This is a genomic window from Pantoea sp. BJ2 (assembly GCF_040255075.1).
Classification (GTDB): Bacteria; Pseudomonadota; Gammaproteobacteria; order Enterobacterales; family Enterobacteriaceae; genus Pantoea; species Pantoea leporis.
The window spans coordinates 3,306,062-3,319,326 of record NZ_CP158292.1 but is presented as its reverse complement, the minus strand read 5'-3'; the positions used below and the strand labels follow the sequence as shown (position 1 = coordinate 3,319,326).

Annotated in this window: 13 protein-coding genes; 10 read left to right on the top strand and 3 right to left on the bottom strand. The window is 56.8% G+C overall.

Annotation, left to right across the window (positions count from 1 at the left end; all coding sequences use genetic code 11):
* Positions 1–458: 458 nt before the first annotated feature.
* Positions 459–2,609, top strand: coding sequence for a bifunctional acyl-ACP--phospholipid O-acyltransferase/long-chain-fatty-acid--ACP ligase (aas, locus tag AAF463_RS15365; protein WP_350261043.1), 2,151 nt, complete (start codon positions 459–461; stop codon positions 2,607–2,609).
* Complete coding sequence (lplT, locus tag AAF463_RS15360) at positions 2,606–3,796, top strand: lysophospholipid transporter LplT (protein WP_110867969.1); 1,191 nt, start codon at positions 2,606–2,608, stop codon at positions 3,794–3,796. Before aas ends, lplT begins: the two co-directional genes overlap by 4 nt.
* A gap of 119 nt (positions 3,797–3,915) precedes the next feature.
* On the opposite strand, the gene AAF463_RS15355 is transcribed toward lplT, so the two are convergent.
* From AAF463_RS15355 to mutH, 3 genes are all read right to left on the bottom strand, one after another.
* On the bottom strand, positions 3,916–4,956 hold the full coding sequence (locus tag AAF463_RS15355) for an NADP(H)-dependent aldo-keto reductase (protein ID WP_110867968.1): 1,041 nt from the start codon (positions 4,954–4,956) through the stop codon (positions 3,916–3,918).
* A 144-nt stretch (positions 4,957–5,100) separates the two neighbouring features.
* Positions 5,101–5,319 carry a YgdI/YgdR family lipoprotein gene (locus AAF463_RS15350; protein ID WP_101761992.1) on the bottom strand — a complete coding sequence of 73 codons (219 nt, stop codon included), beginning with the start codon at positions 5,317–5,319 and terminating at the stop codon, positions 5,101–5,103.
* Between the two features lie 104 nt (positions 5,320–5,423).
* Positions 5,424–6,110, bottom strand: a complete 687-nt coding sequence (mutH, locus tag AAF463_RS15345) for a DNA mismatch repair endonuclease MutH (RefSeq protein WP_110867967.1) — start codon at positions 6,108–6,110, stop codon at positions 5,424–5,426.
* A gap of 682 nt (positions 6,111–6,792) precedes the next feature.
* Between mutH and rppH the strand changes: the two genes are divergently transcribed.
* From rppH to AAF463_RS15305, 8 genes are all read left to right on the top strand, one after another.
* Positions 6,793–7,320 carry an RNA pyrophosphohydrolase gene (rppH, locus tag AAF463_RS15340; protein WP_007890933.1) on the top strand — a complete coding sequence of 176 codons (528 nt, stop codon included), beginning with the start codon at positions 6,793–6,795 and terminating at the stop codon, positions 7,318–7,320.
* Between the two features lie 12 nt (positions 7,321–7,332).
* Positions 7,333–9,579 carry a phosphoenolpyruvate--protein phosphotransferase gene (ptsP, locus tag AAF463_RS15335; protein ID WP_110867966.1) on the top strand — a complete coding sequence of 749 codons (2,247 nt, stop codon included), beginning with the start codon at positions 7,333–7,335 and terminating at the stop codon, positions 9,577–9,579.
* 95 nt (positions 9,580–9,674) lie between these two features.
* A complete protein-coding gene (gene lgt / locus AAF463_RS15330) occupies positions 9,675–10,556 on the top strand; it encodes a prolipoprotein diacylglyceryl transferase (RefSeq protein WP_008109262.1) in 882 nt (293 codons plus the stop codon).
* Positions 10,553–11,347, top strand: a complete 795-nt coding sequence (thyA, locus tag AAF463_RS15325; RefSeq protein ID WP_350261042.1) for a thymidylate synthase — start codon at positions 10,553–10,555, stop codon at positions 11,345–11,347. The genes lgt and thyA overlap by 4 nt, the downstream gene beginning before the upstream one ends.
* A 177-nt stretch (positions 11,348–11,524) precedes the next feature.
* Entirely contained in the window at positions 11,525–11,995 is a 471-nt protein-coding gene (locus tag AAF463_RS15320) for a prepilin-type N-terminal cleavage/methylation domain-containing protein (protein ID WP_350261041.1), read from the top strand.
* Complete coding sequence (locus tag AAF463_RS15315; RefSeq protein ID WP_350261040.1) at positions 11,986–12,525, top strand: prepilin peptidase-dependent protein; 540 nt, start codon at positions 11,986–11,988, stop codon at positions 12,523–12,525. The genes AAF463_RS15320 and AAF463_RS15315 overlap by 10 nt, the downstream gene beginning before the upstream one ends.
* Positions 12,522–12,944 (top strand): DUF2509 family protein, encoded by a 423-nt coding sequence (locus tag AAF463_RS15310; RefSeq protein ID WP_110867963.1) that lies wholly within the window; start codon positions 12,522–12,524, stop codon positions 12,942–12,944. The genes AAF463_RS15315 and AAF463_RS15310 overlap by 4 nt, the downstream gene beginning before the upstream one ends.
* Positions 12,877–13,218: a prepilin-type N-terminal cleavage/methylation domain-containing protein gene (locus AAF463_RS15305; protein WP_350261039.1), complete on the top strand. Its 342-nt coding sequence runs from the start codon at positions 12,877–12,879 to the stop codon at positions 13,216–13,218. Before AAF463_RS15310 ends, AAF463_RS15305 begins: the two co-directional genes overlap by 68 nt.
* The last annotated feature ends 47 nt before the right edge of the window (positions 13,219–13,265 follow it).

Here is a 13,265-nt window from a genome sequence, read left to right as displayed (position 1 = left end):
CTTGTTAGTTAAGAAAGCATTTTTGGTGCGGGCTCTGACACATCTGCTGCGTCACGGGCCGTCCTCGCGCCGCTAACGCGGTGCCTTCGGCTTCCACGTCGTGCCGACGGATCGTTCGTGGATCGGCCGTCCTGGCCGCCCCGAACTGCCTCACGCATCCCTGCGTGAGGCTCCTGGCCCAACGTAAAAGCCTCAGCGCTGCGAATGGCCCTTTGCCGCAGCTGACGCGCCAGCGCCTCTGGCAAATGAGCGAAGTGAAGGCACCGCGCTAGCGGCGCGAGGACCGCCGGCCCAAAAGTGGCCCCGGCCTGCGCACTCATCGTTGGCTTAACTAACAAGGATTACGCCATGAATGGCGGCCCTACGCCCGCTATTGCGTTTAAATCACCACGCCACTTGTCGAAAATCCCCAGATCCTGCATCGTAAGAGCCATTTTTAAGACTGCTAAGGAGCTGGCATGCTACTCACTTTTTTCCGTTTCCTGTTCCTCCTGCTGTGGCGTGTGGAACTGCGCGGCGACCTCGCGGCACTGCATAAAGAGAAAGTGCTGATCACCCCCAATCACACGTCATTTCTGGATGGGGTATTACTGGCGCTGTTTCTGCCGATCAAACCGGTGTTTGCGGTCTATTCCTCGATCAGCGATCAATGGTTCATGCGTCTGCTGAAGCCGATTATCGACTTCGTTCCGCTCGATCCCACCAAGCCGATGTCGATCAAACATCTGGTGCGCATGATCAATCAGGGCCGTCCGGTGGTGATCTTCCCCGAAGGGCGCATCACCGTGACCGGATCGCTGATGAAGATCTACAGCGGCGCGGGCTTTGTGGCGGCGAAATCCGGTGCCACCGTGGTGCCGATGCGTATCGAAGGCGCGGAATATACGCCGTTTGGTCGTCTGGCGGGCGTGTTTAAACGGCGCCTGTTCCCGCGCATCACCTTAACGGTGCTGCCGCCAACGGTAATCCCAATGCCTGAAGCCAAACGCGCGCGCGATCGCCGCACGCTGGCGGGCGAGCACCTGCATCATGTGATGATGGAAGCCCGCATGGCAGTGCGTCCGCGTGAGACGCTGTTCGAGGCTTTCCTGAATGCGCGTCAGCGTTATGGCGCGATGAAGCCGTGCATCGAAGACGTCAACTTCAAACCGGATAGCTATACCGGTTTGCTGAAGAAAGCGCTTGGCGTGGGCCGCATTCTGGAGCGCTACAGCCAGCAAGGTGAATACGTCGGTCTGCTGCTGCCGAACGCCACGGTGACGGCGGCGGCGATTCTCGGTGCCTCGCTGCGCGGGCGCATTCCGGCGATGCTCAACTACACCGCAGGCGTGAATGGCATGCGTGCGGCGTTGACCGCATCGCAGGTGAAAACCGTGTTTACCTCGCGGCAGTTCCTCGAAAAAGGCAATTTGTGGCACTTGCCGCAGGGACTGACCGAAGTGCAGTGGATCTATCTGGAAGATCTGAAAGATACCGTTACGCTGCAGGACAAGTTGTGGATTGTGGCGCATCTGCTGATGCCGCGCCGTGCGCTGGTGGCGCAGCAGCCGGAAGATGCGGCGATGGTGCTGTTTACCTCCGGTTCGGAAGGCCATCCCAAAGGTGTGGTGCACTCGCATAAAAGTCTGCTGGCGAACGTTGAGCAGATTCGTACCGTAGCGGATTTCACCCCGCGTGACCGCTTTATGTCGGCGCTGCCGCTGTTCCATGCTTTCGGTTTAACCGTTGGCCTGTTTACCCCGTTGCTGACCGGCGCGCAGGTGTTTCTCTATCCGAGCCCGCTGCATTACCGCATCGTGCCGGAGCTGGTTTACGACCGTAACTGCACCGTGCTGTTTGGTACCTCAACCTTTCTTGGCAACTATGCGCGTTTCGCCAGCCCGTACGATTTTGCGCGTCTGCGCTATGTGGTGGCGGGCGCGGAAAAACTGCAGGAAGCGACGCGTCAGATCTACATGGAAAAATACGGCATCCGTATTCTCGAAGGCTACGGCGTGACGGAATGCGCGCCGGTGGTGGCGATCAACGTGCCGATGGCGGCAAAAAATCACACCGTGGGCCGCATTCTGCCGGGCATGGATTCGCGTCTGATTTCGGTGCCGGGCATTGAGCAGGGCGGTCGCCTGCAGCTGCGCGGTCCGAACGTGATGAACGGGTATCTGCGCGTGGAAAATCCAGGCGTGCTGGAAGTGCCGGTCGCCGATAACGGCGAAGGCGAGATGGAAGCGGGCTGGTACGACACCGGCGATATCGTCAGCTTTGATGAAGGCGGTTTCTGCCAGATTCAGGGCCGTGCGAAACGCTTCGCCAAAATTGCCGGTGAGATGGTGTCGCTGGAGATTGTGGAGCAGATTGCGCTGAAAGCCTCTAACGAGAAGCAGCATGCGGCGTCGCTGCGTCCGGACGGTAATCGAGGCGAAGCGTTGGTGCTGTTTACTACCGACAGCGAGTTGGGCCGCGACACGCTGCTGAAAGCGGCGCGTGAAATTGGCGCGCCGGAACTGGCGGTGCCGCGTGATATCCGCGTGATGAAACAGCTACCGATGCTGGGTAGCGGCAAACCGGACTATGTCAGCCTGAAGCAGCTGGCGGAAGAGGAGCAGGCATGAGCCAGGCGTTAAATAAGGATGCACCGCTGTTATCGCGCAACATGCTGGCGGTGATCGTGGCGCAGTTCTTCTCGGCATTTGGCGACAACGCGCTGTTGTTTGTGACGCTGGCGGTGCTGAAAAATCAGTTCTATCCGGACTGGAGTCAGCCGATCCTGCAAATGCTGTTTGTGGCCACTTACATTCTGCTCGCGCCGTTCGTGGGCCAGATGGCGGATAGCTTTGCCAAAGGTCGGGTAATGATGTTCGCTAACAGTCTTAAGCTGCTCGGCGCGCTGGTTATCTGTTTCGGCTTCAATCCGTTCCTCGGCTATACGCTGGTGGGGATTGGCGCGGCATCCTATTCGCCAGCCAAGTACGGCATCCTGACGGAGATCACCAGCGGTGAACGCCTGGTCAAAGCCAACGGCTTAATGGAAGGTTCGACCATTGCGGCGATTCTGCTGGGTTCGGTGGCGGGCGGTATTCTGGCGGACTGGAACCTGGTCGCCGCGCTGGTGGTGTGTGCCATGACCTATGCGATGGCGGTGGTGGCGAACATCTTTATTCCGCGCCTGACGGCAGCGCGTCCCGGTCAGAGCTGGCATTTTGGCGCCATGCTGCGCAGTTTCATCGCGGCCACTAAGCTGCTGTGGCGCAACGGCGAAACGCGCTTCTCGCTGCTCGGCACCAGCTTGTTCTGGGGCGCGGGCGTGACGCTGCGTTTCCTGCTGGTGCTGTGGGTGCCGGTGGCGCTCGGCATTAGCGATAACAAAACCCCGACCACGCTGAATGCCATGGTGGCGATTGGCATCGTGATTGGTGCGGCAGCGGCAGCGAAGCTGGTGACGCTGCAAACCGTGCGTCGCTGCATGCCAGCCGGTGTGCTGATTGGCGTGATGGTGGTGGTGTTCGCGTTGCAAACCAGCTTGCTCAATGCCTATCTGGTTTTGATGCTGATTGGTGCGCTGGGTGGTTTCTTCGTAGTACCGCTCAATGCGCTGCTGCAGGAGCGTGGCAAGGCGTCCGTGGGTTCGGGCAACGCGATTGCGGTGCAAAATCTCGGTGAGAATACCGCGATGCTGCTGATGCTGGGATTGTATACCGTGGCGATTAAGCTGGGCGCGCCTGCGGTGGCGACCGGCGTCGGATTCGGCGCGATTTTCGCCGTGGCGATTGCGGTGTTGTGGTGGAAAGCGCGGAAGTAACAAAAGCATAGCGTCGTAGCGGGGCAATGTATTGCGCAATGGCGAATGCCGCACAAGTGGAAAAATGTGCGGCGTTTTTAAAGCGCGCGATAAATCGCGCCGCTACGGTGTGGTGCGATTTATGGCGCTGGATAGGTAAACTGGCGATGAATCGCTTCCAATTCCTCTAACACCTCGGCATTCAGCGTCAGATTGAAACTCTCAACGTTAATCTTCAGCTGCTCCAGCGTGGTGGCGCCCAGCAAGGTGCTGGCGACAAACGGCTGTTGACGCACATACGCCAGCGCCATCTGCGACGGATCCATATTGTGCTTCTGCGCCAGCGCAACATAGGCTGCAATCGCCTGCTGAGACTGATCGCCGCTGTAGCGGGTAAAGCGACTAAACAGCGTATTGCGCGCACCGGCGGGTTTCGCACCGTTCAGGTATTTGCCACTCAACGTACCAAACGCCAGGCTGGAATACGCCAGCAACTCGACGCCTTCATGCTGGCTGATCTCCGCTAAACCAACCTCGAAGCTGCGATTCAGCAGGCTGTACGGGTTCTGGATGGTGACGATACGCGGCAGCTCATGCTTTTCAGCCAACTGCAGATAACGCATCACGCCCCACGCAGTTTCGTTCGACACGCCAATGTAGCGAATCTTACCGGCGCGCACCTGTTCGGTCAGCGCTTCCAGCGTCTCCAGCAGCGTCACCGGCACGCTGGAATCGGTGTATTGATAACCCAGCTTGCCGAAGTAGTTGGTCTGACGCTGCGGCCAGTGCAGCTGATAGAGATCGAGATAATCGGTGTTCAGGCGTTTCAGGCTGGCATCCAGCGCTTCGCGGATGTTTTTGCGATCCAGCGCCTGGTTCGGGCGAATCGACGCATCCGCGCCGCGTACCGGACCGGCTACTTTGCTGGCGAGGATGATTTTGTCACGGCTGCCGCGCTTCTTCAGCCAGCTACCTATGTATTGTTCGGTTAATCCCTGGGTTTCCGGGCGCGGCGGCACCGGATACATTTCTGCGGTATCAATCAGGTTGATGCCACTGCTAACCGCGTAATCAAGCTGTGCGTGGGCGTCGGCTTCGCTGTTCTGCTCACCAAACGTCATGGTTCCAAGCCCCAGCTGACTCACTTCCAGCGTGCTATGGGGAATACGGTGATAGTGCATGTGCCGGCATCCTTTTTTCATTATGAAAGGGAATGTTGTGTCCTTTGGGACTATAGCGTGTGAAGCGGCGCGGAAGGAAGAGGGGAAAGTTCGGGAAATCGCCTGCACAAGGGGAAAACGCGTGCAGGCAGGGCAATTTGGCACTTAACGCTCAATGATGGTTGAAACCTCGTCACCATTGATCTGCATCTGATGGCCTTGCTCATCGGTGTACTGTACCAATCCGGTCTCTTTATCGATGGCGGGTTTGCCATCTGTCATGATCATGCGGCCATCTTTGGTCGCCATGACGTAATCACTGCTACAACCACTCAATAACAGCGTCACCAAGGTTAAACCTACTGCACTCACCAACCCTTTCATTCTTATCTCCTTCTCGCGACTTCAACAGCAAAAGTGTAGTAATAAATGCTTTCGTCGTTAGGAGTAATCGCATCATTCCTAAAATTATCGGCAGCAATATGCATTTACAGTAAAAAATGTCGCGCCAAAAGCGGACCGGTGAAGCTCTTCTTCAGATAAAAGCCGCGCGGCAGCGTCATGATCGGCTCGCCGTGTTCGCCAATCGCTTCGGTCAACGCTTTGCTGTTGGCGGCTTTAGGGCGGATTTGCAGCCAGGCACCGTGACGTGCGGTGATGCGCTCCACCTGACCGAGCACAATCATATCCATCAACTCTTCCCAGTCTTCGCGCAGCTGTTGCTCCTCTTCTGCACTCGGATGCCACAGCAGCGGCGAACCGACGCGGCGTTCGGCCAGCGGCAAAGCACGATCGCCTTCGATCGGGATCCACAGCACCCGCGCCAGTTTGTGCCGCACATGGCTGGTTTGCCAGGTTACGCCGCTATTGCCGGTTAACGGCGCGACGCACACGAAGGTGGTCTCCAGCGGTTTGCCCTGCGCATCTACCGGAATCGTTTTCAGCTCAATGCCGAGATGGGCGAAATCCTGCTCGGCTTTGCTGCCAGCGCTGGCACCCAAATGCAGCTCTAACAGCATGCCAACCCAGCCTTTATCGCGTTTCAAATCTGCCGGAATCGGCAGGTTAATCTGCGCCGCCAGCGCGGCAAAGGTCTGTCCCGCCAGCTGCTGTGCGCGCTGCAGTAATTCCGCTTCGTTTTCAGGTGGCGATGGCAATAACGGTGAGAAGTGCATGCTAAAACCTACATTGGTTAAAGAGTGAACAGTAAACGCGAGCCGGGTTTGTCCACATGGCAGTTAGTTGAATAAAGGTGATAATAGCATGATTCAGCATGCTTTTTTATTTCAATAGAATGGGACGATCCAGTGATATGGCCCGGTTATCCCAGCTTGTTATCGACAATGAACAGGTGTTGAACCTGGTTATCCACAGAAAAGTGGGGTAACACCCTTTTGGCCATACCCCTGTTTCCATTTACAGCCTTGACTTTCGCGTTTTGAACGCTTTTTTTCCTTTCTTTGACCAGGTTTAGGGCATTCTCTGTGGATAAAAACGTCGATGATGGATCTTTAACCGATCGAAAAAACTGAGCGGAGTATAACTACGGATCCTGGCAACGATTTAACGGTTAATAAGTTATATCCCGATGAATATGATGATTTTTTTGCGTATTGTTATGTTGGGTAATGAGATTTATCCGAAGGGGTTATTCAATTCATTCCCGTGTTCTGCACAAAGCTATCCACAGAAAAGGTGAATAAGATCGCCGATAAATGGGGGCGTCTGTTTATAACTTGGCTAATCTCTGTGAGTTATCCTGTTTTTATTCCGCCTGCGGCCCGCTATCCAGTGGTTTACCGCCTGTAAGGAGTGTGAAACAATCAGGCTATTCAAATTTAGCTTTGAGGTAGTCCAGTGATCGATGATGATGGCTACCGCCCGAATGTTGGTATCGTAATTTGTAACAGGCAAGGACAAGTGTTGTGGGCCAGGCGCTTTGGACAGCACTCCTGGCAATTTCCTCAGGGAGGCATCAATCCGGGTGAAACTGCTGAACAGGCGATGTATCGCGAACTGTTCGAAGAAGTGGGTTTACACCGCAAAGATGTTCGAATACTTGCTTCAACCCGAAACTGGTTACGCTACAAGTTGCCAAAACGTTTGGTGCGTTGGGACACAAAGCCGGTGTGTATCGGCCAGAAACAAAAGTGGTTTCTTCTGCAGTTGATGTGCAGTGACGCGGAAATCAATGTGCAGCACAGCAGCACGCCCGAGTTTGATGGTTGGCGCTGGGTTAGCTTCTGGTATCCGGTACGTCAGGTGGTCTCTTTCAAGCGCGATGTATATCGCCGCGTAATGAAAGAATTCGCGGGCGTAGTGATGTCTATGCAGGAGAGTGCGGGGCAGCGTAATAACGCCGCCCAACGACGTAAAAGAGGATAGGCCACGCCCTTTATGCTCACTCAGTTACGCGAAATAGTAGAGAAAGTGGCGAGTGCTCCACGTCTGAATGAAGCACTCGACATTCTGGTAAACGAAATTTGCCTTGCGATGGAAACCGAGGTTTGCTCGGTTTATCTCGCCGATCACGATCGTCGTTGCTACTACCTGATGGCGACACGCGGGCTAAAAAAGCCGCGTGGTCGTACGGTCACGCTGGCGTTTGACGAAGGCATTGTTGGCCTCGTTGGACGCTTAGCCGAGCCGATCAACCTCGCCGACGCGCAAAGCCATCCCAGCTTCAAATACATTCCTTCCGTTAAAGAAGAGCGTTATCGCTCCTTCCTCGGCGTGCCGATTATCAGCCGCCGCCAGCTGCTTGGCGTGTTGGTTATCCAGCAGCGCGAACACCGTCAGTTTGATGAAAGCGAAGAGTCATTCCTCGTCACGCTCGCCACGCAAATGGCGGGATTGCTGTCGCAGTCGCAGCTCGGTCAACTGTTTGGTCAATTCCGTCAGACGCGGGTAAAAGCGATTGCCGCTGCGCCGGGCGTGGCGGTCGCGCCGGGTTGGGTAGATGAAACCCAGCCGCTGCTCGATCAGGTTTCCGCTGCGTCCACGCTTGACGTGCAGCGCGAGCGCGAGCGCCTGGTGCTGGCGATGGGCGAGGCCGGCAACGAATTCCGCCGCTTCAGTAAACGCTTTGCTGCCAGCGTGCAGAAAGAGAGCGCGGCGATCTTCGATCTCTATTCGCACCTGCTTACCGATGCGCGGCTGAAAAAGGATCTGTTTGATGAGATCGAGCGCGGATCGGTAGCGGAGTGGGCGGTAAAAACGGTGATCGAGAAGTTCGCCGAGCAATTCGCCAATTTGCAGGATCAATATCTACGCGAGCGCGCCGGCGATCTGCGCGTGCTCGGTCAACGTCTACTGTTCCACCTCGATGATTCGCTGGTCGGCACCAATGCCTGGCCGGAGCGTTTTGTGTTAGTCGCGGATGAACTCACTGCCACCACGCTGGCTGAATTGCCGCAGGAGCGTCTGGCGGGCGTGGTGGTGCGCGACGGTGCCGCCAACTCGCATGCGGCGATTTTGACGCGCGCGATGGGTATTCCCACCGTGATGGGCGCGGATATTCTGCCGGCGCAGCTTAACAAACGCTTGCTGATTGTTGATGGTTATCGCGGCGAAGTGCTGATCGATCCGGAACCGGTGCTGGTGCAGGAGTATCAGCGTTTAATCAGCGAAGAGAACGCGCTGAGCAAAATGGCCGAAGGCGTGGTCGAGCAGCCCGGTGAGCTGAAAAGCGGTGAGCGCGTTCAGGTGATGCTGAATGCCGGCCTCAGCCCGGAACACGAGCAGGCGCTGGATAACTGGGTGGATGGCATTGGCCTGTATCGTACTGAAATACCGTTCATGCTGCACAACGGCTTCCCGTCCGAAGAGGAGCAGGTGGCGCAGTATCAGGGCATGCTGCAGCTGTTCTACGACAAACCGGTGACGCTGCGTACGCTGGATGTCGGCGCGGATAAGCAACTGCCGTACATGCCGATCAGCGAAGAGAATCCGTGCCTTGGCTGGCGTGGCATTCGTTTAACGCTCGACCAGCCGGAAATCTTCCTGGTGCAGGTGCGCGCCATGCTGCGTGCCAACGTGGCCTCCGGTAACCTGAGCATTCTGCTGCCGATGATCAGCCATATCGATGAGATCGATGATGCGCGTCGTCTGATCGATCGCGCTGGCCGCGAAGTGGAAGAGATGCTCGGCTATGTGATTCCCAAGCCGCGCATTGGCATCATGATTGAAGTGCCGTCGATGTTGTTTATGATCCCGCATCTGGCGGATCGCGTCGATTTTGTCTCGGTTGGCACCAACGATTTGACGCAATATCTGCTGGCGGTTGATCGCAACAACACGCGCGTGGCGAACCTGTATGATTCGCTGCATCCGGCGATGCTGCGGGCGCTGCACACTATTGCCAGCGAAGCCCGCCAGGCCAAGCTGGAGCTCTGTTTGTGTGGTGAAATGGCTGGCGATCCAATGTGTGTCGCGCTGTTAGTGGGCATGGGATATCACCATCTCAGCATGAACGGCAAGAACGTGCCGCGGGTGAAATATCTGCTGCGCCATCTCGATTTTGAAGAGGCGCAGAAGCTCAGCGAGCATGGACTGGCCGCGCATACCGCCTCGGAAGTGCGCCATCTGGTCTCCACCTTTATGGAGCGCCGTGGTTTAGGCGGTTTGATTCGCGGCGGGCGTTAACGGTTACAACTTCACGACCTGTAAAAAAAAGTGGCTGTGCTATCATGCGCAGCCTTTTATTGTCCCGTTTCAGGGCAGAAAAATGATGGTGAAAGATGACTGACGGCTACATTTCGTTTCCCCAATTCGATCCGGTAATTTTCTCTATCGGACCGGTTTCGCTTCACTGGTACGGCTTGATGTATCTGGTGGGCTTTGTATTTGCTATGTGGCTGGCGACGCGACGCGCCAACAAACCTGGCAGCGGCTGGAAAAAAGAGGAAGTGGAAAACCTGCTGTATGCGGGCTTCCTCGGCGTATTCCTCGGTGGACGTATCGGCTATGTGTTGTTCTATAATCTGCCGCTGTTCCTGGAGAATCCGCTGTATCTGTTTAAGGTCTGGGATGGCGGCATGTCGTTCCACGGCGGCCTGATTGGTGTGATTGTGGTGATGCTGATTTTCGCACGCCGTACCAAGCGCACGTTCTTCCAGGTAGCGGATTTCATTGCACCGCTGATCCCGTTTGGTTTGGGGGCCGGTCGTCTCGGTAACTTCATCAACGGCGAACTGTGGGGCCGCGTGGCGCCCGATTTCAAATACGCGATGTTGTTCCCCGGTTCACGCAGCGAAGATATCGCGCTGGCAGCCAACAATCCGCAATACCAGGAGTTGCTGAACACCTACGGCGTGCTGCCGCGTCATGCGTCGCAGCTGTATGAGCTGTGCCTCGAAGGCATTGTGCTGTTCATCATTCTTAACCTATTCATTCGCAAGCCGCGCCCCATGGGCAGCGTCTCGGGCCTGTTCCTGATCGGCTACGGCGCATTCCGCATCATCGTGGAGTTCTTCCGTCAGCCGGATGCGCAGCTTGGTCTGTTTGAAGGGGGCGTCAGCATGGGACAGATTCTGTCGATCCCAATGATTCTGGCCGGTGTAATTATGATGATCTGGGCGTATCGTCGTCGCCCGCAGCAACAAACTCGTGAGGTAAAATGAAACAGTATCTGGACCTAATGCAACATGTGCTGAATGAAGGCGCAGAAAAGGCCGACCGTACCGGCACCGGCACGCTCTCCATCTTTGGCCACCAGATGCGTTTCAATTTGCAGGATGGTTTTCCGCTGGTCACCACCAAGAAAGTGCACCTGCGCTCGATCATTCATGAGCTGTTGTGGTTCCTGAAAGGTGAGACCAACATCGGTTACCTGAAAGAGAACAAGGTCACCATCTGGGACGAATGGGCCGATGAGAACGGCGATCTCGGCCCGGTCTACGGCAAGCAGTGGCGCAGCTGGGGCAGCGCCTCGGGTGAAGAGATTGATCAAATCAGTAAAGTGATTGAGCAGCTGAAGCGTGACCCCGATTCGCGTCGCATCATTGTCTCGGCGTGGAACGTGGGCGAGCTGGATCACATGGCTCTGGCGCCTTGCCACGCCTTCTTCCAGTTCTACGTGGCCAACGGCAAGCTCTCTTGCCAGCTCTATCAGCGCTCATGCGATATCTTCCTGGGGCTGCCATTCAACATCGCCAGCTACGCGCTGCTGGTGCATATGGTGGCGCAGCAATGCGATCTCGATGTGGGCGATTTTGTCTGGACCGGTGGCGATACGCATCTGTACAGCAACCATTTAGAGCAGGCGCGCCTGCAGTTAACGCGTGAGCCGCGCCCGTTGCCTAAGCTGGTAATCAAGCGTAAACCGTCCTCTATCTTTGATTATCAGTTCGATGATTTCGAGATTGAAGGCTACGATCCGCATCCAGCCATTAAAGCGCCCGTCGCCATTTAACGCCACTCCCGCAAGGTCGCCATTCATGGCGACCACGCCCAAATCGCACTTTAATCCTGAATCCGTCTCACAAAACGCTGTATCTCTCTGCACCTCTCCTCGATTTCCTGAGCAACGTTTCCCAACGTCGATTTCTCTCCCTTGTTGAACTTCATGTTGCTGGGCACATTACCCGCCATGAACAGAAACGATAACCACGGTTTCACTTTGCCCGAACTGTTATTGGTGATGGTGATCGCCGGCATACTTAGCGTCGGCGCGCTGCAGGGTTGGCAGCGCTGGCAGCAATATCAACAGCTGCGCGACAGCGTACTGCAACTGCAGGGATTTCTGCTGCGCTTGCGCGCCCATGCTAACTGGCACAACCGCGATCTCACGCTGTGGGTACAGAGCGGTGAAAACGGCTGTATTGGCGCGGGACCTAAACCTGCAGAAGGCTGCGCACTGCCCTCGCGCTGGTTATTTAAAACGCCGCACGACAGCGTGCGCCTTGTCGGCATCAATGGTGACGTCGGTTTTTACGGTCGGCGTGATGTCGCGCGTCCTGGCAGCATCGATCTCGCCAGTGCGGCGGGACGCTGGCGCTTAATTATCTCCGCCAGAGCGCGCATCCGTGCCTGTCAGCCGGGAGAGAAAGGATGCGAGTAGCGCAACGCGGATTCAGCCTGCTGGAGATGCTGATTGCCATGGCGATTGGCGCGGTACTGATGATCAGCGTCGGACGATTTTTACCGCTGCTGCTGGAGCAGAATCTGCACCTGCAACAGCGCGTGCAGTTACAGCAGGAGCTGCAGCAGATCGCCAATACGCTGCAAAAAGCGCTGCGCCGAGCCGGCTATTGCCACGGCCAGTGCAGCGGTTCGGCGCTAACGATTGCCGCCAGCGGCAGCTGCGTTTTACTGCGCTGGGATGAGAACAGCAACGGGCGCTGGGAAGGCGTGGGCCATAGCGAAAGTGACTATTACGGCTATCGGCTGCGCAGCGGACAGCTTGAAATGCAGCGCGGCGTGGATGAGTGCAACAGCAGCGGCTGGGAGAAACTCTCCGATCCGGCGTTTCTCACCATCGATGCCTTCAAGCTTGAACGGCAGGGATCGCGTCTGGTGCTGCAACTGGCGGGACACGCTAACAGCCAAAGCGTAGAGCTGGCAAGCTGGATAGAAGGAATCAATCTGTGAAGCAGCGCGGCAATAGCACGCTGGGCATGGTGCTGATGATGTTACTGATGGGCGGATTGACGCTACACGCCACGCGAACGCAGCTCTCGCAAGGCATGGTGTTAGTGGCTGATGAGCAGCTGCACAGTCAGGATTTCTGGCAGGCGCAGGCGGCGTTAACGTGGGGCAGCGTGCAAAACTGGCCGCAGGCCACCGGCTGGCAATGTCAGCAATGGACAGCAGAACAGTGGCAAAGCTGCCTGCTACGAATGGAGGATGACAATGCGTTGTTATCGGGACATGGAGAAGGGCGCGCGCTGTGGCTCTATCGTTGGGTATCCATCCCCAACACGCAACCCCAGCCGCAAGCGCATGGCTGGATCGATTACTGCCCGCTGTCGCAGCCGGCGCTGTGCCAGCCAGAAGCAGCAGGGCTTTAGCCTGGCGGAAACGCTGGTGGCGATGCTGTTGCTGGCGATGACCATCAGCACATTGCTGCAATATCATCGCGCGCTGGCGCTGGGGTTTAGCCAGCAGTGGCAGCAGCGTCAGGCGTGGCGCGTTGCCGGCCAGGCGCTGCTTGGCCGTGACGTTGAGGGATGGCATAGTCAGCGCCAGCAGCAGAGCCTGGCGGGCGGCTGCACGCTGGAGCGCGTCACGGTCACGGGGCCACAGCAGCGTTCCGCCTCACTGGCGCAGCTCAATTGCCACTAGCGGTAGGCATCGCAGGTGATAAACGGTAGAGTGGCTCGGCTGCGTTG